The sequence below is a fragment of the Micromonospora sp. NPDC005553 genome (genome assembly GCF_042871765.1).
In the GTDB taxonomy this organism is placed as follows: Bacteria; Actinomycetota; Actinomycetes; order Mycobacteriales; family Micromonosporaceae; genus Micromonospora.
This window is the reverse complement of record NZ_JBIAJD010000002.1, coordinates 290,147-316,839: the sequence shown is the minus strand read 5'-3', so window position 1 is coordinate 316,839 and position 26,693 is coordinate 290,147. Positions and strand designations below refer to the sequence as shown.

Annotated in this window: 25 protein-coding genes; 12 read left to right on the top strand and 13 right to left on the bottom strand. The window is 71.6% G+C overall.

Annotated features, from left to right (window positions below; all coding sequences use genetic code 11):
* The first annotated feature begins 74 nt into the window (after window positions 1-74).
* On the top strand, window positions 75-1,550 hold the full coding sequence (locus ACFYPG_RS08760; protein ID WP_387351208.1) for an alpha/beta hydrolase: 1,476 nt from the start codon (window positions 75-77) through the stop codon (window positions 1,548-1,550).
* 91 nt (window positions 1,551-1,641) lie between these two features.
* Here the strand turns inward: ACFYPG_RS08760 and ACFYPG_RS08755 are convergent, their stop codons facing one another.
* From ACFYPG_RS08755 to ACFYPG_RS08745, 3 genes are all read right to left on the bottom strand, one after another.
* Entirely contained in the window at window positions 1,642-2,895 is a 1,254-nt protein-coding gene (locus tag ACFYPG_RS08755; protein ID WP_387351206.1) for an RNA polymerase sigma factor, read from the bottom strand.
* Complete coding sequence (locus tag ACFYPG_RS08750; protein WP_355005193.1) at window positions 2,892-3,248, bottom strand: YciI family protein; 357 nt, start codon at window positions 3,246-3,248, stop codon at window positions 2,892-2,894. Before ACFYPG_RS08750 ends, ACFYPG_RS08755 begins: the two co-directional genes overlap by 4 nt.
* A 148-nt stretch (window positions 3,249-3,396) precedes the next feature.
* A complete protein-coding gene (locus ACFYPG_RS08745) occupies window positions 3,397-4,659 on the bottom strand; it encodes a DUF2786 domain-containing protein (protein ID WP_355005011.1) in 1,263 nt (420 codons plus the stop codon).
* A gap of 324 nt (window positions 4,660-4,983) precedes the next feature.
* Here ACFYPG_RS08745 and ACFYPG_RS08740 point away from each other — a divergent pair, with 324 nt between their 5' ends.
* Together ACFYPG_RS08740 and ACFYPG_RS08735 are read left to right on the top strand one after the other, a co-directional pair.
* Window positions 4,984-5,466, top strand: coding sequence for a DUF2243 domain-containing protein (locus tag ACFYPG_RS08740; protein WP_355005012.1), 483 nt, complete (start codon window positions 4,984-4,986; stop codon window positions 5,464-5,466).
* Complete coding sequence (locus ACFYPG_RS08735; protein ID WP_355005013.1) at window positions 5,463-6,308, top strand: cytochrome c oxidase assembly protein; 846 nt, start codon at window positions 5,463-5,465, stop codon at window positions 6,306-6,308. Before ACFYPG_RS08740 ends, ACFYPG_RS08735 begins: the two co-directional genes overlap by 4 nt.
* Here ACFYPG_RS08735 and ACFYPG_RS08730 read toward each other — a convergent pair whose 3' ends face one another.
* The 9 genes from ACFYPG_RS08730 to ACFYPG_RS08690 form a co-directional block, all read right to left on the bottom strand.
* Window positions 6,309-6,557 carry a hypothetical protein gene (locus tag ACFYPG_RS08730; RefSeq protein WP_355005014.1) on the bottom strand — a complete coding sequence of 83 codons (249 nt, stop codon included), beginning with the start codon at window positions 6,555-6,557 and terminating at the stop codon, window positions 6,309-6,311.
* Between the two features lie 41 nt (window positions 6,558-6,598).
* Window positions 6,599-7,513, bottom strand: coding sequence for a hypothetical protein (locus ACFYPG_RS08725; protein WP_355005015.1), 915 nt, complete (start codon window positions 7,511-7,513; stop codon window positions 6,599-6,601).
* Between the two features lie 148 nt (window positions 7,514-7,661).
* Complete coding sequence (locus tag ACFYPG_RS08720; RefSeq protein WP_355005016.1) at window positions 7,662-8,003, bottom strand: hypothetical protein; 342 nt, start codon at window positions 8,001-8,003, stop codon at window positions 7,662-7,664.
* Between the two features lie 3 nt (window positions 8,004-8,006).
* Window positions 8,007-8,465 carry a YbaB/EbfC family nucleoid-associated protein gene (locus ACFYPG_RS08715; protein ID WP_387351203.1) on the bottom strand — a complete coding sequence of 153 codons (459 nt, stop codon included), beginning with the start codon at window positions 8,463-8,465 and terminating at the stop codon, window positions 8,007-8,009.
* Between the two features lie 113 nt (window positions 8,466-8,578).
* Window positions 8,579-9,700 (bottom strand): CaiB/BaiF CoA-transferase family protein, encoded by a 1,122-nt coding sequence (locus ACFYPG_RS08710; RefSeq protein WP_355005018.1) that lies wholly within the window; start codon window positions 9,698-9,700, stop codon window positions 8,579-8,581.
* Window positions 9,697-11,892 (bottom strand): 3-hydroxyacyl-CoA dehydrogenase NAD-binding domain-containing protein, encoded by a 2,196-nt coding sequence (locus ACFYPG_RS08705; RefSeq protein WP_387351201.1) that lies wholly within the window; start codon window positions 11,890-11,892, stop codon window positions 9,697-9,699. Before ACFYPG_RS08705 ends, ACFYPG_RS08710 begins: the two co-directional genes overlap by 4 nt.
* Window positions 11,893-11,906: 14 nt before the next feature.
* Window positions 11,907-13,121, bottom strand: a complete 1,215-nt coding sequence (locus ACFYPG_RS08700) for an acetyl-CoA C-acetyltransferase (RefSeq protein ID WP_355005020.1) — start codon at window positions 13,119-13,121, stop codon at window positions 11,907-11,909.
* The gene (locus ACFYPG_RS08695; RefSeq protein ID WP_387351198.1) at window positions 13,111-14,277 is read right to left on the bottom strand and encodes an acyl-CoA dehydrogenase family protein; all 1,167 of its coding nucleotides are present in this window, start codon (window positions 14,275-14,277) and stop codon (window positions 13,111-13,113) included. Before ACFYPG_RS08695 ends, ACFYPG_RS08700 begins: the two co-directional genes overlap by 11 nt.
* A gap of 269 nt (window positions 14,278-14,546) precedes the next feature.
* Window positions 14,547-14,765 carry a hypothetical protein gene (locus ACFYPG_RS08690; RefSeq protein ID WP_357758754.1) on the bottom strand — a complete coding sequence of 73 codons (219 nt, stop codon included), beginning with the start codon at window positions 14,763-14,765 and terminating at the stop codon, window positions 14,547-14,549.
* A 143-nt stretch (window positions 14,766-14,908) separates the two neighbouring features.
* On the opposite strand from ACFYPG_RS08690, the gene ACFYPG_RS08685 reads away from it, so the two are divergent.
* On the top strand, window positions 14,909-15,166 hold the full coding sequence (locus ACFYPG_RS08685; protein WP_387351196.1) for a hypothetical protein: 258 nt from the start codon (window positions 14,909-14,911) through the stop codon (window positions 15,164-15,166).
* A 107-nt stretch (window positions 15,167-15,273) separates the two neighbouring features.
* On the top strand, window positions 15,274-15,918 hold the full coding sequence (locus ACFYPG_RS08680) for a TetR/AcrR family transcriptional regulator (RefSeq protein WP_355005024.1): 645 nt from the start codon (window positions 15,274-15,276) through the stop codon (window positions 15,916-15,918).
* A gap of 16 nt (window positions 15,919-15,934) precedes the next feature.
* On the opposite strand, the gene ACFYPG_RS08675 is transcribed toward ACFYPG_RS08680, so the two are convergent.
* Window positions 15,935-16,891, bottom strand: coding sequence for a zf-HC2 domain-containing protein (locus ACFYPG_RS08675; protein WP_355005025.1), 957 nt, complete (start codon window positions 16,889-16,891; stop codon window positions 15,935-15,937).
* Window positions 16,892-16,963: 72 nt separating this feature from the next.
* Between ACFYPG_RS08675 and ACFYPG_RS08670 the strand changes: the two genes are divergently transcribed.
* The 7 genes from ACFYPG_RS08670 to ACFYPG_RS08640 all read left to right on the top strand — a co-directional run bounded on the left by ACFYPG_RS08670 (window position 16,964) and on the right by ACFYPG_RS08640 (window position 26,628).
* Window positions 16,964-18,004 (top strand): TRM11 family SAM-dependent methyltransferase, encoded by a 1,041-nt coding sequence (locus ACFYPG_RS08670; protein WP_387351193.1) that lies wholly within the window; start codon window positions 16,964-16,966, stop codon window positions 18,002-18,004.
* 482 nt (window positions 18,005-18,486) lie between these two features.
* Window positions 18,487-18,576, top strand: a complete 90-nt coding sequence (gene kdpF, locus ACFYPG_RS08665; RefSeq protein WP_036410889.1) for a K(+)-transporting ATPase subunit F — start codon at window positions 18,487-18,489, stop codon at window positions 18,574-18,576.
* Entirely contained in the window at window positions 18,576-20,231 is a 1,656-nt protein-coding gene (gene kdpA, locus ACFYPG_RS08660; protein ID WP_357567066.1) for a potassium-transporting ATPase subunit KdpA, read from the top strand. Before kdpF ends, kdpA begins: the two co-directional genes overlap by 1 nt.
* Before the next feature lie 20 nt (window positions 20,232-20,251).
* Window positions 20,252-22,447 (top strand): potassium-transporting ATPase subunit KdpB, encoded by a 2,196-nt coding sequence (gene kdpB, locus ACFYPG_RS08655; protein ID WP_355005027.1) that lies wholly within the window; start codon window positions 20,252-20,254, stop codon window positions 22,445-22,447.
* Window positions 22,447-23,328 carry a potassium-transporting ATPase subunit C gene (locus tag ACFYPG_RS08650; protein WP_387351190.1) on the top strand — a complete coding sequence of 294 codons (882 nt, stop codon included), beginning with the start codon at window positions 22,447-22,449 and terminating at the stop codon, window positions 23,326-23,328. The genes kdpB and ACFYPG_RS08650 overlap by 1 nt, the downstream gene beginning before the upstream one ends.
* A 73-nt stretch (window positions 23,329-23,401) precedes the next feature.
* The gene (locus tag ACFYPG_RS08645) at window positions 23,402-25,951 is read left to right on the top strand and encodes a DUF4118 domain-containing protein (RefSeq protein WP_355005029.1); all 2,550 of its coding nucleotides are present in this window, start codon (window positions 23,402-23,404) and stop codon (window positions 25,949-25,951) included.
* Window positions 25,948-26,628 carry a response regulator gene (locus tag ACFYPG_RS08640; RefSeq protein ID WP_355005030.1) on the top strand — a complete coding sequence of 227 codons (681 nt, stop codon included), beginning with the start codon at window positions 25,948-25,950 and terminating at the stop codon, window positions 26,626-26,628. The genes ACFYPG_RS08645 and ACFYPG_RS08640 overlap by 4 nt, the downstream gene beginning before the upstream one ends.
* Window positions 26,629-26,693 lie beyond the last annotated feature (65 nt).

The following is a 26,693-nucleotide window of genomic DNA, read 5'->3' as shown; positions in this document are numbered from 1 at the left end:
GGTGGAAGCAGCATCACCTCGCCCAGTGGGCGAGTTTCACCGGCAACGCTCCTTCGAGGAGAGGACAGCACCTCATGCTGCGCGTACGCAAATCCGCAGTCGGCTGGGCCGTCGCCCTGGCCCTGACTGCCGCCGGCCTGACCCCGGCGAGCCCGGTCGCCGCCCGACCACAGCCCGCCCCGACGATCGACTGGCGGCCCTGCGCCACTGACACCAACGCCACTGACACCGGCGCCGAGTGCGGCACCCTGTCGCTGCCGGTGGACTGGAACCGACCCCGAGGTGAGCGCTTCGACCTGTCGCTGGCCCGCCGGCTCGCCGACCCGGCCACCCGGAAAGGCGCGCTGGTCTTCGGCCCCGGCGGGCCGGGCGACAGCGGTGTCGACCGGGTGGTGAACGGCAGCTCCCGGTTCAGCGCCGACCTGCGTGCCCGGTTCGACATCGTCAGCTTCGACCCGCGCGGCACCGGCGACAGCCACCCGGTGGTCTGTGCCCGGGACCTGCTCGCCCGACAACCGCAACTGATCGCCGACCAGGCGCAGTTCGACGCCACAATGGCCAACAACGCGCTGCTGCGCGCCGACTGCCGGGCCCGCACCGGGCCGCTCTACGACCACGTCGACACGACCAGCGCCGCCCGCGACCTGGACGCGGTCCGCGCCGCGCTCGGCGAACGGCAGTTGACCTTCCACGGCAGCTCGTACGGCACCCTGCTCGGGCAGCGGTACGCCGAGCTGTACCCCGACCGGGTCCGGGCCATGGTGCTGGAGGCCACGATGGACCACAGCGTCGGCACCCGTGCCCTCCTCGACAGCCAGGCCCTCGCCGCGGAGGGTGCGTTCGACGAGTTCGTTGCCTGGTGTGACCGGTCCGCGGCCTGTGCACTGCACGGTCGGGACTTCCGGGCGATCTGGGCCGAGCTGCACGCGCGGGCCGAGCGCGGCCTGTTGACCGACCCGAAGCGGCCCGGGGTGGTGCTGACCCCGTTCGAATTGAGCCGGCTCACCCACAAGGAGTTCTACGACACCTGGCGGTGGCCGGGCCTGGCCGAGTGGCTGGGCAGGATGGATGCCGCCACCGCCATGCGAAGCGCCGGCCCATCGACCGCCGACGCCGTGGCTCCGTACCCCTTCGCGGTTTTCTGTCAGGACTGGAGCCTGCCGGTGCGCGACTACCGCGAGTACGTCGGACATCTGCGCCGGGCGGCCCGGCTCGCGCCGGACCTGCGCTACCCGCCGGCGCTGTTCGCCCTGGTCACCTGCCTGGGCACCCCGACACCGGTGGCCAACCCGCAGCATCGGCTACGGGTCCACACCGACGTGCCGCTGCTGCTCGCCGCCACAGTGCACGACCCGGCCACTGGCTACGACTGGGCGCGCAACGTGGCGCGACAGTTGGGCCGGCACGGCGCGGTGCTCACCTACCAGGGGTGGGGGCACGGCAGCTACAGCAGTAGCCCGTGCGTGCAACGAGCCGTCGACTCGTACCTGACCGATCGGGTGGTGCCCGCCCGGGATGCCAGCTGCCCGGCCATCGAACCCGAGGTGTGACCGCCGCTGCCGGCCGCCGGGCGCCCGGCGGCCGGCAGCGCTGTGCTCAGCGGCGGTGACAATTGTTGCCAAAGCGGCAAGGAGACGTCGCTCAGCCCTGCCCGGTCAGCCGGGCCGCCCGCACCTCCAGGTAGCGCTGCTCGGGCCGGCTCGTGGTGCCCCGCGCCGCCACCAGGTACGCCTCCCGCGCCGCACCGACCTCCCCGGCCAGCTCCAACAGGTGAGCCCGGACTGCGGCCAGCCGGTGGTGCCCGGCCGTGCGTTCGTCGGCGTCCAACGGCGTGAGCAGGGCGAGGCCGGCCCGGGGCCCGTCGACCATGGCCACCGCCACCGCCTGGTTGAGGGTGACCATCGGGTTCGGCGCGATCCGGGCCAGCAGTCGGTAGAGCGCGACGATCTGCCGCCAGTCCGTCTCGGCCGCCGTCGACGCCTCGGCGTGCACAGCGGCGATGGCCGCCTGGAGCTGGTACGGGCCGGGCGGCGACCAGGTCAGCGCCTCGGTGATCAGCGCTACCCCCTCCGCGATGGCGGCGGCGTCCCACCGGGAACGGTCCTGCTCCGCCAGCGGCACCAACTCTCCGTCCGGCCCCACCCGGGCCGCCCGGTGCGCATCGGTCAGCAGCATCAGCGCCAGCAGCCCGGTCACCTCGCCGTCGTCGGGCAGCAGCCCGCGCAGGATGCGAGCCAGCCGGATCGCCTCGCCGGTCAGCTCGGCCCGGCGCAGGTCCTGGCCACTGGACGCGGTGTAGCCCTCGTTGAAGATCAGGTAGAGCACCCGCAGCACCGTGCCCAGCCGCTCGCCCCGTTCGGCCGGCCCGGGCATCGTGAACCGTGCCCCGGCAGCCTCGATCCGCTGCTTGGCCCGTCGGATCCGTTGACTCATCGTCGCCTCGGGCACCAGGTGCGCCCGGGCGATCTGGGCGGTGCTGAGACCGCCGACCGCCCGCAGTGTGAGCGCCACCTGCGCCGAGCCGGGCAGCGCCGGGTGGCAGCAGAGGAACAGCAGCGTGAGGGTGTCGTCGTCGGCCGCAACGGTGGGCTCCGCGTCCGCCGCGGGCGCCACCCCGGCGTACGCCGGCTCGCGCCGCGCCACCGCCGCCTCGCGGTCCCGGCGCGCGCTCTCGCTGCGCCACTCGTCGGTGAGCCGGCGGGTGGCAACGGTGAGCAGCCAGGCGCGCGGGTTGTCCGGTACGCCCTGCCCGGGCCACTGCGTCGCAGCGGCGAGCAGCGCCTCCTGGACCGCGTCCTCGCACCTGTCGAACTGTCCGTGCCGACGGACCAGCAGGCCGAGGACCTGCGGCGCGAAGGTGCGCAGCAGATCCTCGACCGTCCGGTCCTCGGTCACATCTCCGTCCCGGCCTCGTCCATGATCGGGCGGACCTCCATCGCGCCGCCGTACCGGACGTCCGGCCAGCGGGCCGCGATCTCGGCAGCCCGTTGCGGGCTGTCGCAGTCGACGGCCAGGTAGCCGGCGAACTGCTCCTTGCTCTCCATGAACGGGCCGTCGAGGACCTCGGGGCTGCCGTCCACGAGCCGGACCGTCAACGTCTGCGACGGATTCGCCAACGCCTGGCCGCCGATCAGCTCGCCGGTCTCGGTCAGCTCCTTCATGATCTCGTCGACCTCACCGAAGAGGGCGGTGCGCTCCTGCTCGCTCAGACTCTCGGTGAAGCCGGGCCGGTTCCAGATCAGCAGCATGTACTTCACGGCGATTGCTCCTCAGGCTCTGGCCGCACCCCGATCGGGGCGCGACTCACCGGAGGGTCGGAGCCGATCTCCCGATCCCTACCGCGTACCGAAGAAAATCGCAGAAACATCCGCCGGGGGCGTTCCCACGCCGGACGGTTCAGCGCGGATCGGGTCGGCCGGGCACCTGTCGGGGCTTCCGGGCGCCACCGACGTCCAGCGAGGCCCGGTCGGCGGCCGAGGTGCCGGACGACCAGCCCTCGGCATCGCGAACGCTGAGCCGATGCCGGGTGACGCCGGGGAAGAGCGTGTCCAACCGCTCCCGGACCGCCTCGCCCCGCGCCGCGAGCACCGGCAACAGCCGTTCCGCCCCGGCCGTCTCGGCCGCCGCCTCGTCCGCCGCGTTGGTCGCCGCCTCGGTGGCCGTGCGCAGCCGCTCGCCGATCCGCAGCGCGAACGCGTTGAGGAAGGACTCGTCCCAGACCTTCGTCCGCCGCCCCGACCCCGACCGGCGCTCGGCACGGCCACGCAGCATCGCCGCCGTGGCCTGGACCAGCAGCGACGTGTAGAGCAACTCGACCGCCACCAGGTCGGCCGGCCAGCCCAGCACTGTGGCGAAGCCCAGATCGTCGGACCAGACCGCCTCGCACCGGTTCGCCGCCGCCACCTCCTGCACCAGCAGCGCCTTCGCGCCCGCGTACGGGGTGTCGGTGCTCAGACGTACCCCGCCGGGCAGGTCCCCGCGCTCGGACCCGGCCGCCAGCAGCGCTTCGTCGATGCTGTGCCGGGCGATCAGCTCCTGGGCCTTTCCCGTCAGTGCCTCCGCCTCCGCCGGGAAGGTCGTCGACTCGGCCTTCGCCAGCAGCGCCCGCACCCGATCCAGCATCGGCGACCCGCTGCGAGCCGTGCCCGCCGTGCGGGGCAGTGCCGCGCCGCTCGTGCCCGGTGGTGGGCGCAGCACCGCGATCGGCGGCAGGCTCTCCACCAGCGCGAGAGCGTCCACTGCCGAGCGGAGCGCGTCGGCCCGGTCCAGTCCCTCCCGGCTGGCCCAACCGGCCACCACGCTGCCGTCGGCACCGCCCTCGGCGGCCACCAGTTCGCGTAACTGGTCGTCCCACCAGGCCGGGACCGGCTCGGCCTGGTCACGCCGCTGGGCGGCCATCGCCGCACGGACCAGCCGCGCCGCGCGGCCGTCGAGCCGTCGACTGGTGATCCGGTCCACGTCGACCGGCTGCCAACCGCGCGGCCAGAGCCGACCCAGTGCCCGGACCAGGCGACGCAGCAGAGCGGCGTCCACCGCCGTGCTGCCGTCCGCGGCGCCGGTGCCGACCATCAGTTGGTCCAGCTGCCGTTCGGCCTGCCGTACGTCAGTGCCGCGCACCGCCGCGAGCGCGTTGGCGACGAGTTCGTCCGCGTCCGGCACGGGCACCTCCTTCTCTGGATCTGGCTGTCGCTGCCCCTCCAGGCTCCATGATCATGCCGTCAGTGGCCCGGGAGCCACGAAACGGGGATGTGGCCGGCCCGTCCGGCCCTCCCACCCACGCTGATCCGGCTTGATCCACGCGGCACCGCCGGCTTGATCAACACGGCTTCCCGGAAGTCGCGGTATCCAACCCGGGCGGACACCCCGGTTTCGCCAAACTCGTGTTGATCACGCCCGGTTGGGTGCCCGTCATCAGCTTCGGCGGCATGGTTTGTCTGCTCCGGGGTAATTTGAGGCCCGCCTGACGTGGATGCGAGGTGTGTGATGGCTGGTTCACGCGCGTCGAGCCAACGCATCGTCGACGTCCGTTCCTCCACCCTCGTCGGCGTCCTGATCGGCATCGCGATCATGGCGGCGGTCGACGAGATCGTCTTCCACCAACTCCTCGCCTGGCACCACTTCTACGACCGCTCCACCCCCTCGATGGCGCTGCTCTCGGACGGGCTGCTGCACGCCGCCGAGGTGATCGCCCTGGTCGGCGGGTTCTTCTGGTTCGCCGACCTGCGTCGACGGAGCGCCCTCTCGAGCCGGCTGGCCTGGGGCGGCTTCCTGCTCGGCGCCGGCGGATTCCAGCTCTTCGACGGAATCGTCGACCACAAGGTGCTCCGGCTGCACCAGATCCGCTACGGCGTACACCTGCTGCCGTACGACGTGCTGTGGATCGCGGCCGGCGCGGTGCTGCTGCTGGCCGGCGTGGCTGTCCTGTGGCGGGCCCGTTCCCGCCGGCCCGACGCCGGCCCCCGATGACGGCGGTCGGGCCGCTGGCGCACGCCGGACACGGTGCGGCCGGGCCGACCTGGTTCCCGCTGGTCCCGGTCGCGTTGTTGGCGGTCGGTTACGTGCTGGCCGGCGTCCGGGACCCGCGGGGGTGGGACCATCGGCGGACCGCCTCCTGGCTGGTCGGCTGCGCCCTGCTGGCGGTCGCCGTCGGGCCGCTCGCCCAACTCCCCGACAACCCGGGCGGGCACATGGCGCAGCACCTGCTGCTCGGCATGCTGGCCCCGCTGGGGCTGGTGCTCGCCGCCCCGGTGACGCTGCTGCTGCGGGTCGCGCCGCCGCCGGTACGCCGAGCGGTCGGCCGGTTGCTGCGCGCGCGCCCGCTGCACCTGCTCGCCCACCCGGCCACCGCCGCGCTGCTGACCACCGGCGGGTTGGCGTTGGTGCTGCTCACCCCGCTGTACGCGGCGGCCGAACGGCAACCCGTCCTACACCACGCCGTACACCTGCACTACCTGGCCGCCGGGTACTTCTTCGCCTGGTCGCTGGCCGGGCCGGACCCGGCACCGCGCCGCCCGGGACTGGCGGTGCGAATCGGTGCCCTCCTCGGCGCGGCGGCCGGCCACGCCGTGCTGGCCAAGTACCTGTACGCCCAGGCCGAAACCCTCCCGCCCGGCCTCACCGACCGCGACCCGGAAGCGTTCCGCTCGGCCGCCCAACTGATGTACTACGGCGGCGACCTGGCCGAGTTGCTCCTGGCCGCGGCCCTCTTCGCCACCTGGTACCACTCCCACCGCCCCCGCCCGTCCCCACCTCCGTTGATCAAGAAGTTTGCGTCACCGGAAGGCGATTCCTTGACGCAAACCTCTTGATCAGCTCGAAGGCGGGGTTGCCAGTGCGGCGGAGAGCTGGCGTAAGAACGAGCGGATCTCGTCCTCACCGTGGGGCGTCTCCGCCTGGTCGTTCAGCGGGCCCGAATAGAGCAGCGCCTGCTCCAACGCGTCCCGCGTCTCAGCCCGGTCGCCCGGGTAGAGCCCGGCGGTCACCCCGTCGACGACCCGGGCCACTACCGAGTCGTCGATCACCCGGTCGAACTGAATCCCGTAGAGGATCCCGTTCACGTGGCCCTTCCAACTGTCCGTACCCATGCTCGTCGACTCCCCTAAAAGATCTGGCTGCCGTCCCAGGCAAGGATCGGAACCCCGCCCACACCGTTGCGCTTGAACTCGGCGTCGAGATTGGCCATGTGGCTCACGTCGGGCTGGTAATGACCGCTGCGCGCCGTGGCGTACTGGACCCTACCGTCCTTGACGACCAGCTCGCCCGCCGCGGCGACCGGCTGCCCGTTGCCCAAAGTGGAGTGGTGGAAATCGCCGACCTTCTGGTAGTTGGACGCGTAGAGGTTGCCGTTCCGGTCCATCACGAAGATCGCCTGACCGTTTCCGCTGAACACGGTCTGGGCGCTCGACGTGTCGAACGGTTCGCCATTTCTGGCGCTGCGCAACATGCCGTTGCTGTCGAAGAAGACCCGGTGCTGTTCGAGCTCCTCTGGACTGAGCCGGCGCACCGCCGTCGGAAAGTGCCCTCCGGGCAGGTGCTCGTTGCGGTACTTGTCGAGCATCGGCTTCGTGTGATGGTAGCGCGGGGAGGTGTGCGGGCCGGGTACAGCGGGTCGTCCCGGGCCACCCGGCTTCGCGCCCTTGCGGTTGAAACGGCGTAGCAGCGTCTTTGCACGCTTCAACAACCGCGGAATGATCTCCTTGACGACCCGCTCGATGATCTCCTTGATGATCCGCTGGATCGCCATCCGGGCAAGGCCGATCGATACGGGGATCGAGGCCAACGAGGAGCCGAGACTGGGTGCCGCTGCTGCCAACGCGATCGCTACCTGAACCACCAGAATCGTCAGCTGGACGATGACGAGGACCTTCTGGGTCAGGGTGATGATGGCCATCACCAGCAACGCCATGCCGATCAGCTCGGCAGCCTGCGCGCCGTCCTCCATCCGGCGCGGTGCACCCTCCTCGTCCTGCCACGCCTGCTCGAACGCGCGGACGTCGTCCCCGCTGTTCGTCATCCCGACCTTCGCCGCGCCCGCCTCCGCCTCCCCGACCGCTGTGCGGAGCCGGCCGGCGAACGCGAACCACAGTTGGGACGCCTGGAAAAGCAACTCCTCGTCGGCGGCCGGCCAGGTGAACCCGACCCATCCCAGGGCCTCGGCGAGTTCAGGAGGGAGTTGCATACCCACTGGGCAGCTCCATCCTCGTAAAGAGCTCGGTGTTCGCGATTTCGGTCGTCTCGTGGGCGTCGGCACTGGCGTCGAGGTTCCCGGCGGCCTCCAACAACTGGTCGGCCATCGACCGGTAGACGTCGAGCGCGTGGGTGAGGACTTCCATGTACGCGGCGCCGAAGAGCGAGCCCGCCTCGTCGTCGCCCCACGGGTTACCCGCCCCGTTGACAGTCGACTCGAGGCTGGCGATCTCCGCGCCGAGCTGCTGGCCGGTTGTCGCGAGCGACGCCGCCGCGCCGTGGAGAGCGTCGAGGTCGACCTGGATCCCGTCGGACATGACTCAGCGCGGGCCTGTCCGGCGGGTGACGACGTCGAGGTCGCCGATCATCTGCTGGAAACCCCGGAATGCGTCTTCCGAGACACGTTCGAGCTGCTTGCCGAGGGCCACGGTGTCGACGTGAGCGGCCGCCGTCAGCTCAGCTCTGCGGGCGCGTTCGTCGGCCTGCGCTGCCTGGACCGCCTCCAGGACATACTCGGCGATGGCACCGGTGCCAGCCCGGGACAGGCTCGGATCGATCACCAGGGTCTGCAGGGCGCCGAAGGCGGTGACCTCCGCCTCGACGAGACCATTCCCGCCGGTGCCCCGCCCCGTCAGTTGATCGAACGCGGGTGTGGCACGGTCATCCTGCTCGTCGGCGTCGTCCGGCTGTGGCGTGGCGGTACCCGGAATCTGGCCGAGCAGGCGCATGGCCTCTTCGAGTGAGCGGCTGAGGCCGGCCGGGTCGATTCCGCTCGCCATGCTCGTCCCCTTTGGTCTGCCAGTTCACGATCAGGACGACGGTATCAACGTGACACCCGTGGAGGTGCCCCGCCGAGTCCCCTGTGGATCGGCGCTGCCGTCGGCCGCCGGGCTCACCGCCAGGCGGTGAGAATCTCCTCGACCGGTAGGACGTCCTGCTCCAGATCGGGTGCCGGGGTCGGCCGCGCGGTCGGGGTGCGGTCGAAGCGGGGTGCGGGGGCCGGCTGGATCTCGCCGCCCACCTCGACGAACGTGCCCCGGGCCGCGTTGTGCGGGTGGGCGTGCGCCTCGCCGGGGGCGAGCACCGGCGCGACGCAGGCGTCCAGGTCGGCGAAGACAGCCGTCCACTCGTCCCGGGTGCGCTGGGCGAACCGTTCGGTGAACCGGCGGCGCAGCTCGTCCCAGCCGCTCGGGTCGTACTGGGCGGGCAGGTCCGGGTCGTCGGCGAGGCCGAGGCCGGTGAGCAGTACGGCGTAGAAGGCCGGTTCCATCGCGCCGACTGCCATGAATCCACCGTCGGCGGTGGCGTACGTGTCGTAGAACGGGGCCCCGCCGTCGAACATGTTGCCCCCGCGTGGGGCGGCCCACAGGCCGGCGCCGAGCAGCCCGTGCAGGAACGAGGTGAGCAGCGCTGAGCCGTCCACCATCGCCGCGTCGACCACCTGGCCGAAGCCGGAGCGCTCCCGCTCCAGCAGCGCGGCCAGCACCCCGACGGCGAGCAGCATCCCGCCGCCGCCGAAGTCGCCGAGCAGGTTCATCGGCGCGTACGGGCGTTCGCCGGCCCGTCCGAGCGGCTCCAACGCCCCGGCCACCGCGATGTAGTCGATGTCGTGCCCGGCTCGGGCTGCCAGCGGGCCGTCCTGACCCCAGCCGGTCATCCGCGCGTACACCAGTCGGGGGTTGCGGGCCTGGCACACCTCCGGCCCGAAGCCGAGCCGCTCGGCCACCCCCGGCCGGTACGCCTCGACCAGCACGTCCGCGCGCTCGGCGAGGCGCAGCAGGTCCGCCACCCCGGCCGGGGACTTGAGGTCCAGCGCGGTGACCTGCCGGCCGCGTTGCAACGGCCCGCTGGTCGGTGCGGCCAGCCGGCCCGCTCCCGGTGCGCCCGGCCGGTCCACCCGCACCACGTCCGCGCCGAGGTCGGCGAGCACCATGCAGCCGAACGGCGCCGGGGCGAGGCTGGCCAGCTCGACCACGCGCACCCCGGCCAGCGGCCCGCCGCGGGACGCCGTCACGCGACGCCCGCCGGTTCGGCCCGAAGGCGGCCATCGTCAGGCGCTCCCGACGGCGGGCCCGGCAGGGCGGCGAGCCGGTCGGCCAGGTCGGCGGGGGGCGTGAACCGGTCGCCGTAGCGGTCGGCCAGCTCGGTGGCACGGGCCGCGAAGCCGGCCGGGCCGCCCGTGTACTGCCGGACGTAGCGGATCACCCCGCCCGTCCACGCCGGGAAGCCGATGCCGAGGATCGAGCCGATGTTGGCGTCGGTCTCGGTGCGCAGCACCCCCTCGTCGAGGCAGCGCAGCGCGTCCAGCGCCTCGGCGAAGAGCATCCGCTCCTGAAGGTCGGTGAACGGCACCGCCCGACCCACGTCGGTGATCAGGTCGGCGAGCCCGGACCACAGCCGGCCCCGGGCACCCTCGTCGTAGGAGTAGAAGCCGCGTCCGGCGGCGCGCCCCGGCCGGTCGTACGCGTCGACCAGCTCGTCCACCAGGCGGTGCGCCGGCAGCGGGCGGAACTCCTCGCTGGCCGCCTCGAACTGGCGGCGGATCCGTTGGATCAGCGTGAGACTGACCTCGTCGGCCAGCGCCAGCGGCCCGGTCGGGTAGCCGGCCTGGAGGGCGGCCTGCTCCACCGATGCGGCGGGGACACCCTCGGCTACCATGCCGACCGCCTCGTCGATGAACCTGCCGATCACCCGGCTGGTGAAGAAACCCCGGCCGTCGTTGACCACGATCGGGGTCTTGCCGATCCGCCGGCCCAGGTCGAAGGCCCGGGCCAGCGCCACGTCCCCGGTCCGCTCGCCCACCACGATCTCCAGCAGCGGCATCCGGTCCACCGGCGAGAAGAAGTGCATGCCGATGAAGTCCGCAGGCCGGTCCACGCCGGCGGCCAGGCCGGTGATCGGCAGGGTGGAGGTGTTGGAGGCGAGCAGCGCGTCGGGTGCCAGGACGGGTAGCACCTCGGCGAAGACCTGCTGCTTCAGCGCCGGGTCCTCGAAGACCGCCTCGATGACCGCGTCGCAGCCGGCCAGCGCGTCCGCCTGGTCGGTGGTGGTGATCCGATCCAGTACGGCGCGGGCGTCCGCCTCGGTCGTGCGGCCCTTGCGTACGGCGCGGGCCAGTAGGCGCTCGGCGTGTTCGCGGGCCCGGCCGGCGGCCTCCGGCGTGACGTCCTTGACCACGACGTCCAGCCCGGCTGTGGCGCAGGCGTACGCGATGCCCGCGCCCATCATGCCGGCACCGAGCACCGCCACCCGGTGTACCGGTGCGGCGTCCACACCGGTCGGTCGGGCCGCGCCACCGTTGACGGCCTTCAGGTCGAAGAAGAACGCACCGATCATGTTCTTGGCGACCTGCCCGGTGAGCAGCCCGATCAGGTGCCGGGTCTCCACGGTCAGGGCGGTCTCCAGGTCGACCTGTGCGCCCTCGACGGCGGCGGCCAGGATCGCCTCGGGTGCGGGTAGCCGGGCGCCCTTGAGCTGCTTGCGCAGCGTCGCCGGGAAGGCGGGCAGTTGTGCGGCGAGCGAGCGGCTTGCCGGGGTGCCGCCGGGTATCCGATAGTCCGGCCGGTCCCACGGTTGCGCCGGGTGCGGGTTCGCCGCGATCCAGGCCCGTGCCCGGTCCAGCAGTTCGGTGGGCGTGGCGACCACCTCGTCGACCAGCCCGACCGACAGCGCCTCGGTCGGGCGCATCCGCCGGCCGGTGAGCAGCACCGTGGTCAGCGCGCCGGCCAGGCCGAGCATCCGCACGGTCCGGGTGACGCCACCCGCCCCGGGCAGCAGGCCCAGCGTCACCTCGGGCAGCCCGAGCCGGCTGCCGGGGGTGTCCAGCGCGATCCGGTGGTGGCAGGCGAGCGCGATCTCCAGGCCACCGCCGAGCGCGGAGCCGTTGACCGCGGCGACCACCGGTCGGCCCAGCGTCTCCAGCCGGCGCAGGTCCCGTTTGATGGCGCCGAGCAGGTCGGCCAGGTCGGGCGCGTCGGCGCGGGTCGCCCGGATCATCTCGGGCAGGTCACCGCCCGCGAAGAAGGTCGACTTCGCGCTGGTCACTATGACGCCGACGAGATCGCTCTCGGCCTCCAGCCGGTCCAGCACAGCGCTCATCGAGGCGGCGTACGCCCGGTTCATGGTGTTGGCGGACTGGGTGGGGTCGTCCAGGGTGAGCGTGACGATGCCGTCGGCGCCGCGGTCGTACCGGATGGTGTTTGTCATTGTCGTCCTCCGGGTCAGCAGCGCTCGAGAACTGTGGCGACGCCCATGCCGCCGCCGATGCACAGGGTCACCACGGCACGGCGCAGGTCACGGCGCTCCAACTCGTCCAACGCCGTACCGAGCAGCATCGCTCCGGTCGCGCCGAGCGGGTGGCCGAGCGCGATAGCGCCGCCGTTGACGTTCACCCGGTCCGGGTCGAGGCCCAGGTCGCGCACGTACTTGAGCACCACCGCGGCGAACGCCTCGTTGATCTCGAACAGGTCGATGTCGTCGACTGTCAGCCCGGCTACGGCCAGCGCCTTGTGGGTGGCCGGGATCGGGCCGGTCAACATCAGCGTCGGGTCCGCGCCGGTGACCGCAGCGCCGACGATCCGGGCGCGCGGGGTGAGGCCGAGATCCCGACCAACCTGCTCCGAACCGATCAGCGCCAGCGCCGCGCCGTCCACGATGCCGGACGAGTTGCCCGCGTGGTGGACGTGCTCGATGGCCTCCAGCCAGTGGAACTTCTGCAACGCGACCGCGTCGAAGCCGGCCGCCTCACCCATCGTGGCGAACGACGGGGTGAGCTTGGCCAGCGCCTCCCGGGTCGTCTCCGGGCGCGGGTGCTCGTCCACGGTGAGGATGTCCAGGCCGTTGCCGTCGCGGACCGGCACCAGCGAGCGGGCGAAGTATCCGCCGGCCATCGCCTTGGCGGCGCGCTCCTGTGACCGCAGCGCGTAGCCGTCCACGTCGTCGCGGGTGAAGCCCTCCAGGGTGGCGATCAGGTCCGCGCTGACGCCCTGCGGCACGAACGACGTGGCCAGCGCGGTCTCCGGATCGGTGGCCCAGGCCGCCCCGTCGGAGCCCATCGGCACCCGGGACATCGACTCGACCCCGCCGGCGAGCAGCAGATGCTCCCAACCGGAGCGGATTCGCGCGGCGGCGGAGTTGACCGCCTCCAACCCGGAGGCGCAGAACCTGTTGAGCTGCACCCCGCCGACCTGGTCCGGCAGCCCGGCCAGCAGCGCGGCCGCCCGGGCCAGGTCGCCGCCCTGCTCGCCGACCGGGGTCACGATGCCGAGCAGCAGGTCCTCCAGCCGGCCGACGTCCAGGCCGGGGTTACGCTCCCGCAACGCGTCGATCAGGCCGACCACCAGGGAGATGGGCTTGACCCCGTGCAGCGCGCCGGTGTCCCGGCCGCGTCCGCGCGGGGTGCGGACCGCGTCATAGACGTACGCCTCAGAGGGCACGGGCGATCAACTCCTTCATGATCTCGTTGGTGCCGCCGTAGATCTTCTGGACGCGGGCGTCGGCGTACATCCGGGCGATCGGGTACTCCGTCGTGTAGCCGTAGCCACCGAAGAGCTGAAGGCACCTGTCGACGACCTCGCACTGCCCGTCGGTGAGCCACGACTTCGCCATCGCCGCGGTAGCCACGTCCAGGTCGCCACGGGTGTGTCGGACTATGCAGTCGTCCAGGAAGACCCGGCTGACCCGGGCGCGGGTGGCGCACTCGGCGAGCACCATCCGGGTGTTCTGGTGACCCATCAGCGTCTTGCCGAAGGCGGTGCGCTCCTTGGCGTACGCGACGGTCAGCGCGACCGCCCGTTCCATGGCGGCGACCGCGCCAACGCCGATGACCAGCCGTTCCTGCGGAAGCTGCTGCATGAGTTGGACGAAGCCCAGCCCTTCGGCGCCGCCGAGCAGGTTGGCCGCCGGCACCCGGAACTCGTCGAAGAACAACTCCGCCGTGTCGTTCGCGTGCAGCCCGATCTTGGACAGCAGCCGGCCTCGCCGGAAGCCCTCCGGGTCGCCGCCCACCTCGCAGACCAGCAGCGAGACGCCGGCCGCCCGCTGCTCGGGGTCGGTCTTCACGGCCACGATGATCAGGTCGGCCAGGCCACCGTTGGTGATGAACGTCTTCGCGCCGGTGACCAGGTAGTCGTCGCCGTCGCGGACCGCCCGGGTCCGCATCGCCTGAAGATCGGAGCCGCCGTCCGGTTCGGTCATCGCGATCGCGCCGACCAGCTCACCGCTGCACAGGCCGGGCAGCCAGCGCCGCTTCTGCTCCTCGCTGCCGTACGCCACCAGGTAGCCGGTGACGATGCCACTGTGAACGGCGAGGCCCAGACTGCTCTCCCCGGTGTACGCCTGCTCGTGCAGCAGCACCGCCTCGTGGGTGAACCCGCCGCCTCCACCGCCGTACTCCTCCGGGACCGACAGGCCGAGCAGCCCCAGCTCACCGGCGCGCCGGTAGTGCTCGCGGTCCGGGTGGCCCTGCTCCTGAAGGCGTTCGGCGTGCGGCAACACCTCCTTGGTGAAGAAGGTGCGGGCCAGCTCGGCCAGGTCGTCATGCTCCGGCTCGCGCCAGGGCGAGGGGGAGCCGTCGGGCGGGGGGGTCGGCATGTGCACCACCCTCGCGCGCTGTTGGCAGCATGTCAATAAGTCGTGATCAGCTGCCGACACGGGGGTCGTCGCGGCGTTCCGGAACCGCAGCCCGGGGCAGTCAGGCCCGGGCCAGGTGCGCTGCTGCCTCCGTCACCGGACGCGCGGAGATCTTGGACCTGCGCTGCCGCAGTGACCGGACGCGCGGAGATCTTGGACAGTTTCCGCCGAGCTAACGGAAAGTGTCCAAGATTGCGAGATCTCGCTCCGTCGTGAGGCGGGAGTGCGAACTACTCGGCCTCGTCGCCGTCGGTGGGACGCGGCGGGCGATGCTCGGCGATCCACGCCTCCACATCGGCACGCAGCCAGACCGTGGTCCCGTGCAGCCGCTGGAACGGCGCGGGGAAGGTCGGATAGCGGATGAGCTGACGCATCCGGGACCGGCTCACGCCGCCGAGCAACTCCTGCAACTCGTGCGGACCGACCAGTGGACCCGGGACCTCACCCATCACCTGACGGTAGGGCGATCAGGAATGCCTAATTGCGTCTACCTACTTGCGCAGTCCTTCCGAACGGGTGAAGGTGAACTCATCGGCCCGGCTGGGGCTCGGGCCGAATTGGTCAGCGATCGCGGATGCTGGGAGGAGGCCCGATGGATCAGGCGACGGAGTTGGCGTGGTTGCGGGAGCGGGTCGGGGGACTGGAGACGGCGCTGCACTGCGCGCGCAGGGAGCTGTTCGATCTCCGTTGTCGGCTGACGTTGATCGGCCGGGTGGTCCAGGACGTCGAGCGGGTTCAGCGAGCACCCGGGGTGGCGGTGGGTGCGATCAACGCGGTGCTCTACTCCGAGGCATCCAACCTGCGCCACCTGGGCCGGCATCTGGTCCGGCGTCGCCCGGGCGTCCGGTGATCACTTGATGCTGAGTAGCTCTGGAACCGCCTTGACAACTACTGAGCATCAAGCGATCAAGGTGAGGAACGGCGGCCGACCGGTGGGCTGTCGATAGGGTCGGGCAGATGAGTGTCGAGACGGCTCCGCGCCGCCGCCGTTTGGAGCCGGACACCCGGCGGGGGCAGATCCTGGCCTGCGCGGTCCGGCTGTTCGGCGAGCGCCCGTACGCGGACGTGTCGACCACCGACGTGGCCCGCGAGGCAGGTGTCGCTCGTGGCCTGGTCAACCATTACTTCGGTGCGAAGAAGGACCTCTACCTGGAGGTCGTCCGGGTCATGGTGACCATCCCCGAGGTTGCCCTGGAGCGGCTGCCCAAGGGTGATCTCCGGACCCGGGTCGACGCCAGCGTCACCTGGTTCCTCGACGTGGTGTCCCGGCACAGCACCTCGTGGCTGGCGGCGGTCACCGCCCGGGGGATGGGCGGCGACGCCGACGTGGAGCGGGTGCTCGCCGAGGCCGAGGAGGTCGCCGCGGACCGGATGCTGGTCGCCGTCGGGCTGGCCGGCGAGGCGGAGCACCGGGAGGAGTTGCGCGGGATGGTCCGCGCGTACGGCGGGCTGGCCACCTCGACCGCCCGCGAGTGGCTTCAGCGCGGCGCGCTGACCCGCGCCCAGGTGCACCTGCTGCTCACCGCCACCCTGCTGACCATCGTTGAGCAGGTCATCCCGCAGGCCCTCGCCGACGACGGTTCGCCCCGCCCACCGGGCTGAGAGCAGCAGGACCCGCTCAGGCCGCGCGACGGCCGGCCCGACTCGTCCGTGATGCCCCAGCGGCGTGCCCCGCCCGCGCAGCCGAGGCGGCCTGACCGCCCGAAGCAGCCTGATCAACCCGCGCAGCCGGGGCGACTGCACCGAACTGCGCCGCCGGTGCGGCGAACCGGTCGGCCGCCTGCGCCGGATAGGACTCGGGGCGTACCACCCGCAGCGGCCGGTCGACCTCGTCGGCCCCGAAGCGCCAGCGGGACGGCGTCGGCTGCCGTTGTGGTGCCGGGCCACCGGGGCGCAGACCGGGCCGGGACAGCGCCACGGTGATCAGGTAGCCGACCACCAGGAAGCCGTGGCTGATCAGCCGTTCCCCGCCCACCGATCCGGTGGCCAGGTCGTTTACCGACAGCAGCAGCAACGTGCCGACGAACGCGCTGAGCATCGGCAGCAGCCCGGCGGGCGGGCTGCGGCGCAACGCCACGAACAGGAAGCCGGCGCCCACTGCCACGTTCCACGCTGCCGACTCGTGCCACAGGTGCTGGCCGGTGGGGTGCAGGTGGTCGGCGGTCGCGCCCCGGCCGACCTGGGCCAGGCCGAGCACCAGTTGCACCGCGCCGAGCAGCCCGAGCGCCGACCGCAGGCCGGCGACGAGCGGGCCTCGTCCGAACGCCGCGCGCAGGCCGGCGGCGAACTGACCCCGTCCGGGCACCTTCCGCAGGCCGGCGACCAGCGGGCCACGCCGCCACCGTGACCGGCGGGCCGGGGCCGCGCTGACGGCGGCAAGGATCGCCGCCGTCCGGTCGGGCACCTCAACCACCAATCGGGTACGGACCCGACGGGTCACCGCGACCGCCGCCGTGAACCAGGCCCGGCAATCGGCACACCCGTCGAGGTGCCCCTGCACCGCCGCCAGTTCGGCGGCGGTCTCCTCCCCATCCAACTGCGCGGACAGGACCTCCCGCCACTGCTCACACCCCATGTATCGGTAGTCGCTCCGGCAGCCGCTCCGGTTCCCGGCGACCGTGACCCGTTGTGGAATACTCGCCGGATCATGACGCGTTACGGCCTGCTGATCCTGCCCGCCACCAACCGGGTGTACGCCCGCGCCGCAGTCGACCTCACCCGGGCCGAGCTGGAGATCTTCGGCCGCTCGGCGCTGGACGGCCGGATCGGCGAGCTGGACACCGAGGTCGTCGGAGGGGCGTCCTACATCACGTTCACCGGCGACGGGCTGACCGAGCGTGACCTGGCCGTCCTGGGCAACCTCTCCGCCGGGTACGCGTTGTTCGAGATCGTCGGTGAGCTGTTGCGGCCGATCGAGTGGAGCCGTCTGGACCGCTACGACGACGATCTGCTCACCATTCAGAAGTACCCGGGCAAGACCAACGAGCAGTTCACCAAGTTGCTGCTCAACGTCACACTGCTCGCCTCGGACTGGGCCGCCGAAATGACCAGCCGCCGGTTCCGGGTGCTCGACCCGCTCTGTGGTCGGGGCACCACCCTCAACCAGGCGCTGATGTACGGCTTCGACGCCGCCGGGATCGAGCGCGACCAGAAGGACGTCGAGGCGTACCGGGCGTTTGTCACCACCTGGCTGAAGCAGAAGCGCGTCAAGCACCGGGTGCTGGAGTCGGGGCCGGTGCGGCGGGAGCGCAAGGTGGTCGGCCGGCGGGTACGGATCGAGTTGGCGCCGACCCGTGAGGAGCACAAGGCCGGCCAGACGCAACTGCTGGACGTGGTCAACGCCGACACCACCCGCTCAGCGGAGTTCTTCCGCCCGGAGACCGTGGACCTGGTCGTCGCCGACGCGCCGTACGGCGTGCAGCACGGCAGCCGTACCGCCGGGCAGGGGTTGACCCGCGACCCGCTGGCGTTGCTCGCGGACGCCGCGCCGGTCTGGGCCCGGTTGTTGCGGCCCGGCGGTGCGCTCGGCATCTCCTGGAACACCCACGTCGCCAGTCGGGACGACGCGGCGGCGGCGTTGGCCGACGCCGGCCTGACAGTGGTCGACGACGAGCCCTACCGCGCGCTGCGGCACCGGGTGGACCAGTCGATCATGCGCGATGTGCTGGTGGCACGCCGCCCGGCCTGACCGCAGGCCTCGCCCCTCCGCCCCTCCGCCCCTGCGCCGCGCCGTGCGTCACCCCATCGGGGTCGCGCACGGTCTCGTGCGTCCTTTGCTCTGCACCCGCGGAGGCGACACTCACGGTCCGTAGCTGGTGCCTCCGCGGGTGCAGAGCAAACACGGTCCGTAGCTGGTGCCTCCGCGGGTGCAGAGCAAAGGGGTGGACAACTGGTCTCGACCCCCCGGACCACCGAGGGTCTGTGCCGCATTTCTCCTGTTCAGTGGGCGGGCGTGAAAACCACGTCAAGAAAAGGTTCGCCCCCGTCATGGTCGCGTTATGACCCCTGCCGTTCGGCGGGTGGTGGGGCTTTGATTGCCCGGCGCGACCGGAAGGCGGTCGCGACGAACCTTTCTGGCTGAGGAGTCAGCGTGTCTGACGTGGTGTTCGTGGTCCTGACGGTGGTGCTGTTCGCAGTGCTCGCCCTGGTTGTCCGGGCGGTGGAGAAGCTGTGAACGCGGTAAACGCCGTCGGTCTGGTGCTCGCGGTCGTCCTGGGGGCGTTCCTGGTGTTCGCCCTGCTGTTTCCGGAGCGCTTCTGATGACCATGACAACAGCGGGCGTCATCTTCGTGTTGACGCTGGTGGCGGCCCTGGTCGCCGTATACAAGCCGTTCGGCGACTACATGTTCCGGGCGGTCTCCGGGACGAAGCAGTCCCGTGTCGAGCGGGGCGTCTTCCGACTGGTCGGGGTCAACCCGGCAGCCGAGCAGACCTGGGGCGTGTACGCCCGCAGCGTGCTGGCGTTCTCCGCGGTCTCGATCCTGTTCCTGTACCTGTTCCAGCGGGTGCAGAACCACCTGTGGCTGTCGCTCGGGTTCGACCCGGTGGTGCCGCACGGCGCGTGGAACACGGCCGTGTCGTTCGTGACGAACACGAACTGGCAGTCGTACTCGGGTGAGTCGACGATGGGCCACCTGGTGCAGATGGCTGGTCTGGCCGTGCAGAACTTCGTGTCGGCGGCGGTCGGCATCGCGGTGGCTGTCGCGTTGGTACGCGGCTTCGCCCGCAGCCGCACCGGGCAGCTCGGCAACTTCTGGGTCGACCTGACCCGGATCACGCTGCGGATCCTGCTGCCGATCGCGGTGCTCGGCGCCATCGCGTTGATGATCGGCGGGGCGGTGCAGAATCTGTCCGCCGGCACCGACGTGAGCACGCTGACCGGCGGCACCCAGACCATCACCGGTGGTCCGGTCGCCAGCCAGGAAGTGATCAAGGAGCTGGGCACCAACGGTGGCGGCTTCTACAACGTCAACAGCGCGCACCCGTTCGAGAACCCGACCACCTGGACGAACTGGCTGGAGATCTTTCTGATCTTCCTGATCCCGTTCAGCCTGCCCCGGGTCTTCGGCCGGATGGTCGGGCAGAACCGGCAGGGCTACGCCATCGCCGCGGTGATGGGCATCCTCGCGTTCCTCAGCGTCGCCATCACCAACATCTTCGAGCTGGCCGGCCACGGCACTGTGCCGCAGGCGGTCGGCGCGGCGATGGAGGGCAAGGAGGTCCGGTTCGACGTGTCGAACTCGGCCACCTTCGCCGCCGCCACCACGCTCACCTCGACCGGTGCGGTGAACTCGTTCCACGACTCGTTCACCTCGCTCGGCGGCATGATGACGATGGTCAACATGATGCTCGGCGAGGTCGCGCCGGGCGGCACCGGTTCGGGGCTGTACGGCCTGCTCATCCTCGCGGTGATCACGGTCTTCGTGGCCGGGCTGATGGTGGGTCGCACTCCCGAGTACCTGGGCAAGAAGATCGGGTCCCGCGAGATCAAGTTCGCCTCGCTCTACTTCCTGATCACGCCGATCCTGGTGCTCGTCGGTACGGCGGCGGCGTTCGGCACCGGCAACAACTCCACGGCGCTCAACGTCGGCCCGCACGGCCTCTCCGAGGTGCTGTACGCGTTCACCTCGGCCAGCAACAACAACGGCTCGGCGTTCGGCGGCATCACGGTCAACACCACCTGGTGGGACACCGCGCTCGGGTTGTGCATGCTGCTGGGCAGGTTCCTGCCGCTGATCTTCGTGCTCGCGTTGGCCGGCTCGCTGGCCCGCCAGGCACCCACCCCCGCGTCCGAGGGCACCCTGCCGACCCACCGACCGCTGTTCATCGGCATGGTCGTCGGCGTCACAGTGGTCCTCGTCGCGCTGACCTTCCTGCCCGCGCTCGCGCTCGGTCCGCTGGCAGAGGGGCTCTGACCATCATGAGGAACGAGGACATGTCCGTCACGTCCGCCCCAACAGAGCAACTCCCCGGTACGCCCGCCACCCAGGGCAACCGGATCGGTGGAGGGCTGCTCGACCCCAAGCAGTTGATCCGGTCCCTGCCGGACGCGGTACGCAAGCTGAACCCCGCCACGATGTGGCGCAACCCGGTGATGTTGATCGTGGAGGTCGGTGCGGCCTTCACCACCGTCCTGGCGGTGGCCGACCCGTCGGTGTTCGCCTGGGCGATCACCATCTGGCTCTGGCTGACGGTGGTCTTCGCCAACCTGGCCGAGGCGGTCGCCGAGGGTCGGGGCAAGGCCCAGGCCGCGACCCTGCGGCAGGCGAAGAAGGACACCATCGCCACCCGGCTGATCGACTGGAAGCCGGGCGCGCGGGCCAACACCTACCGCGACGAGGCGGTGCCGGCGCCGGACCTGCGTCAGGGCGACGTGGTGCTCGTCGAGGCGGGCGGCATCATCCCCGGTGACGGTGACATCGTCGAGGGCATCGCCAGCGTCGACGAGTCGGCCATCACCGGTGAGTCGGCCCCGGTCATCCGGGAGTCCGGCGGCGACCGCAGCGCGGTCACCGGTGGCACCAAGGTGCTCTCCGACCAGATCATCGTGAAGATTACCCAGAAGCCCGGGGAGAGCTTCATCGACCGGATGATCGCCCTGGTCGAGGGGGCCAACCGGCAGAAGACGCCGAACGAGATCGCGCTGAACATCCTGCTCGCCGCGCTCACTGTCATCTTCCTGCTGGCCGTCGTCACCCTCCAGCCGCTGGCCATCTTCTCCAAGGCGTACCAGGCGGCCGCGCCGGACAGCGGGGCGATCACCGGTTCCGGTGTCACCGGGGTCGTGCTGGTCTCGCTGCTGGTCTGCCTGATCCCCACCACCATCGGGGCGCTGCTCTCCGCCATCGGCATCGCCGGCATGGACCGCCTCGTCCAGCGCAACGTCCTGGCCATGAGCGGCCGGGCCGTCGAGGCGGCCGGTGACGTCAACACCCTGCTGCTGGACAAGACCGGCACCATCACGCTGGGCAACCGGCAGGCCGCCGAGTTCGTCCCGGTCGAGGGGGTCGACGCCGCGACGTTGGCCGACGCCGCGCAGATGTCCAGCCTGGCCGACGAGACCCCGGAGGGGCGCTCGGTGGTCGTCCTGGCGAAGAACGAGTTCGGGCTGCGCGAGCGCGAGCCCGGCGTGATGCCGCACGCCACCTTCGTGCCGTTCACCGCGCAGACCCGGATGAGCGGCGTCGACCTCACCCCGGACGCCAGCGTGGACGCTGGCGCGGTGGGCACGGCCCGCCGGGTCCGCAAGGGCGCCGCCGCAGCGGTGATGAAGTGGGTACGGGAGAACGGCGGTCACCCGACCGAGCAGGTCGGCGAGATCGTGGACGCGATCAGCGGCACCGGCGGAACCCCGCTGGTCGTCGCCGAGCACGTCGACGGTGCGCCCGCCCGCGCCCTGGGCGTCATCCACCTCAAGGACGTCGTCAAGTCCGGCATGCGCGAACGGTTCGACGAGATGCGCCGGATGGGCATCCGCACCGTGATGATCACCGGCGACAACCCGCGTACCGCGAAGGCGATCGCCGACGAGGCCGGGGTGGACGACTTCCTGGCCGAGGCGACGCCGGAGGACAAGCTCGCGCTGATCAAGCGGGAGCAGGAGGGCGGTCGGCTGGTCGCGATGACCGGTGACGGCACCAACGACGCGCCGGCGCTCGCCCAGGCCGACGTCGGGGTGGCCATGAACACGGGCACGTCGGCCGCCAAGGAGGCCGGCAACATGGTCGACCTCGACTCCGACCCGACCAAGCTGATCGAGATCGTGGAGATCGGCAAGCAGTTGCTGATCACGCGTGGCGCGCTGACCACGTTCAGCATCTCGAACGACATCGCGAAGTACTTCGCGATCATCCCGGCCATGTTCGCCGGCCTCTACCCGAGCCTGGACGCGCTGAACATCATGCGGCTGGCCAGCCCGGAGTCGGCGATCCTGTCCGCTGTCATCTTCAACGCCCTGGTGATCATCGCGCTGATCCCGCTCGCCCTGCGCGGCGTGCGATACCGGCCGGCCGCCGCGTCGAAGCTGCTCAGCCGCAACCTGCTGGTCTACGGGCTGGGCGGCATCATCGTGCCGTTCATCGGGATCAAAATCATCGACCTGCTCATCCAGTTCATCCCGGGGATTTCGTGATGCGCCTACCCACCTGGATCGCCCAACACCTCGCCGCGCTGCGCGCCGTACTCGTCTTCACGGTGCTGCTCGGCCTGGTCTACCCGCTGGCCCTGGTAGCGCTCGGTCAGCTACCCGGCCTCAACCACAAGACCGACGGTTCGCTGATCTCCTCGGGCGGGACGGTTGTCGGCAGCGCGCTGATCGGCCAGTCCTTCACCGACGCGGACGGCAACCCGATCGCCCGGTACTTCCAGTCCCGCCCCTCCGCCGCCGGCGACGGCTACGACCCGACCTCCACGTCGGCCAGCAACCTGGGCCCGGAGAGCGTTGTCGACACCATCGCCACCGACCCGGAGGAATCCAGCGAGAGCCTGCTCACCCAGGTGTGTGGGCGCAGCAAGTCGGTCGGCGAGCTCAACGGCGTCGACGGCCGGCGCCCGTACTGCACCGACGATGGGGTGGGCGCCGTGCTCGCGGTGTTCCGCGCCGACGGTCTGACCGGCCCGGTCACCCGGGTGGTCAGCGTCAACCAGGCAGCCCCGGCCACGCCGTTCGTCAGCGAGTACCAGGGCGTGACGGTGGAGCCGGCCCAGCCTGGCGAGGACTACGTGGCCGCCGGCGGGGTGATCACCCCGATCCGGGGCGACGCGCCCGTCGAGCCGGCGGTGCCGGCCGACGCGGTCACCGCCAGCGCCAGCGGTCTCGACCCGCAGATCAGCCCGGCGTACGCCGAGTTGCAGGTGAACCGGGTCGCGCGGGAGCGCGGCGCGGACCCGGCGGCGGTCCGCAAGCTGGTCAAGGAGCACACCGACGGGCGGGCGCTCGGCTTCATGGGTGAGCCCGGCGTGAACGTGCTGGAGCTCAACCTCGCGCTCGACAAGCAGTTCGCCGCACGCTGAGCACCCTCGCGGGCGGGGTCGTGCCCACCGGGCGCGGCCCCGCCCGCCGATCTGACCAGGGAGGATGGTCCCCGTGCCACGCGGAGAACTGCGCATCTATCTGGGGGCCGCCCCCGGCGTCGGTAAGACGTACGCCATGTTGGAGGAGGCCCAGCGGCGGGCCGCGCGCGGCACCGACGTGGTGATCGGTTTCGTGGAGACCCACGGCCGTCAACACACCGCCGCGATGCTCGGCGACCTGGAGCAGGTGCCCCGCCGGACCATGGACTACCGCGGCGCGGCGTTCACCGAGATGGACCTGGACGCGGTGCTGGCCCGCCGGCCACAGATCGCGGTCGTCGACGAGCTGGCACACAGCAACGTGCCCGGTTCCCGGCACGACAAGCGCTGGCAGGACGTCCAGGAGCTGCTCGACGCGGGGATCGACGTGCTCTCCACTGTCAACGTGCAGCACCTGGAGTCGCTCAACGACGTCGTCGCGCAGATCACCGGCACCACCCAGCGGGAGACCGTGCCGGACGAGATCGTCCGCGCCGCCGAGCAGGTCGAGCTTGTCGACATGACCCCGGAGGCGCTGCGTCGGCGGATGGCGCACGGCAACATCTACCGACCCGACAAGATCGACGCCGCGTTGGGCAACTACTTCCGGGTCGGCAACCTCACCGCGCTGCGCGAGCTGGCGCTGCTCTGGCTGGCCGACAAGGTCGACGAGCAGCTCGACCGCTACCGCAGCCAGCAGGGCATTGCTGCCACCTGGGAGGCCCGGGAACGGGTGGTGGTCGCGCTGACCGGCGGCCCGGAGGGCGAGACGCTGATCCGCCGCGCCGCCCGGGTAGCGGCCCGCAGCAAGGGCGCCGACCTGCTCGCCGTGCACGTGGCCCGCAGCGACGGCCTGGCCGGCGCCGACCCGGCCCAGCTGGCCCGGCAACGGGTGCTGGTGGAGAGCCTGGGCGGCACGTACCACCAGGTGCTCGGCACCGACGTGCCGGCCGCGCTGCTGGACTTCGCCCAGGGCGTGAACGCCACCCAGTTGGTGCTGGGGGCCAGCCGGCGGGGTCGCCTCGCGCAGGTCTTCGCAAGGGGCGTCGGGGTGACCACCACGGCGCTCTCCGGCTCGATCGACGTGCACCTGGTCACCCACAAACAGGCCGGCAAGGGCCGGAGGGCGGCGGCCGTACCGGCGGCGCTGTCCCGACGCCGCCGGCTGCTCGGCTTCGGCCTGGCGGTGCTGGGCATGCCGCTGCTCACAGTGCTGCTGAAGACCCTGCCCGACCTGACGTTGACGAACGACATCCTGCTGTTCCTCGCCGGGGTGGTCGGGGTCGCGCTGGTCGGCGGGGTGTGGCCGGCCCTGGTCGCCGCGCTCGGCGGCTCGCTGCTGCTCAACTGGTTCTTCACCCCGCCCTTCCGCACGCTCACCATCGCCGAGGCGGACAACCTGCTCGCCCTGGCCGTCTTCGTCGGGGTGGCCCTGGCCGTGAGCTGGATCGTCGACGTGGCCGCCCGGCGTACCCGGGAGGCCGCGCGGGCCGCCGCCGACGCGCAGACCCTCGCCGCCGTGGCCGGTGGTGTGCTGCGCGGCGAACGTCCGCTGCCCGCCCTGCTCGATCAGCTCCGGGAGACCTTCGGGCTGCGCGCGGTGAGCGTGCTGGAGTTGGCTGAGGAGGCCAGCGGGCGACCGGAGCGGGCCCGCGAGGAGCACGCCTGGTGCGTGGTGGCGAGCGTCGGCGAGCAGCCGGCGTGCACACCCGACGCCGGCGAGACCGCGGTGCCGGTCGACGAGCGGATCACTGTCGTGCTCAGCGGCCGGCGGTTGGAGGCGGCCGACCGGCGCATCGTCGAGGCGTTCGCCGCCCAGGCCGCCGTCGCGCTGCGCCAGGAACGGCTCGCCGAGGAGGCCGCCACCGCCCGGCCCCTCGCCGCTGCCGACCGGATGCGCACCGCGCTGCTCGCGGCGGTCAGCCACGATCTGCGTACGCCACTGGCGTCCGCGAAGGCGGCCGTGACCAGCCTGCGCAGCCACGACATCGAGTTCGACGAGTCCGACCGCGAGGAGTTGCTGGAGACCGCCGAGGAGTCGCTGGACCGGCTCGCCCGGCTGGTCGGCAACCTGCTGGACATGAGCCGGCTCCAGGCGGGCGTGCTGGGCATCTCGGCGACCGCGATCGGCCTGGAGGACGCCGTACCCCTGGCGCTTGACGAACTTGGCCCGGTGGCGGCGACGGTCGGCACTGACATTCCGGCCGACCTGCCGGCCGCCACCGCCGACCCGGGCCTGCTGGAACGGGTGCTTGTCAACATCGTCGCCAACGCGCTGCGGTACAGCCCGCCCGGTCAGCCGCCCACGATCACCGCGAGCGCCCACGCCGGCCAGGTCGAGCTGCGGGTGATCGACCGGGGGCCGGGCATCCCGGAGGACCAGTGGGAGCACGTCTTCCTGCCGTTCCAACGTCTCGGCGACCGGGACAACCAGACGGGTGTCGGTCTCGGTCTTGCCCTGTCCCGGGGTTTGGCCGAGGCGATGGGTGGCAGCATCACCCCGGAGACCACGCCCGGTGGTGGGCTCACCATGGTGCTGCGGCTGCCTGCCGCGCCGACCAGCTCGGAGGGGCCGCAGGAATGACGCGCATCCTGGTCGTCGACGACGAACCGCAGATCCTGCGTGCCCTGCACATCAACCTGCGCGCCCGCCGGTACGACGTGGACGTGGCCGGCACCGGGGCCGCCGCGTTGAAGGCCGCCGCCAGCCACCCGCCCGACCTGGTGGTGCTGGACCTCGGCCTGCCCGACATCGACGGGGTGGAGGTGATCCGGGGCCTGCGCGGGTGGACCACAGTGCCGATCATCGTGCTCTCCGGTCGGGCCGGCAGTGAGGACAAGGTCGCCGCGCTGGACGCGGGCGCGGACGACTACGTCACCAAGCCGTTCGGGGTGGAGGAGCTGCTGGCCCGCATCCGCGCGGTGACCCGCCGTCTCGGCGGGCCCAGCGAGGCGGTGCCGGCCCTGCGGATCGGCCAGCACACCGTCGACCTGGCCGACCACAGCGTGCGGCGCGACGACGGCACCGAGGTCAAGCTGACCCCCACCCAGTGGAGCGTGCTGGAGAAGCTGCTGCGTCACCCCGGCAAGCTGGTCAGCCAACGTCAGCTCCTCCAGGACGTGTGGGGGCCGGAATACCAGAACGAGACCAACTACCTGCGGCAGTACCTGGCCCAGCTGCGGCGCAAGCTGGAGGACGACCCGGCCCGCCCCCGCCACCTCATCACCGAGCCGGGAATGGGTTACCGCTACCGGCCGTGAACCGTTGACACCCGCCGGCAGAGATTGAAGAATTTCGCTCGCAGCGGCAGCGGCGTGCTTCTGTA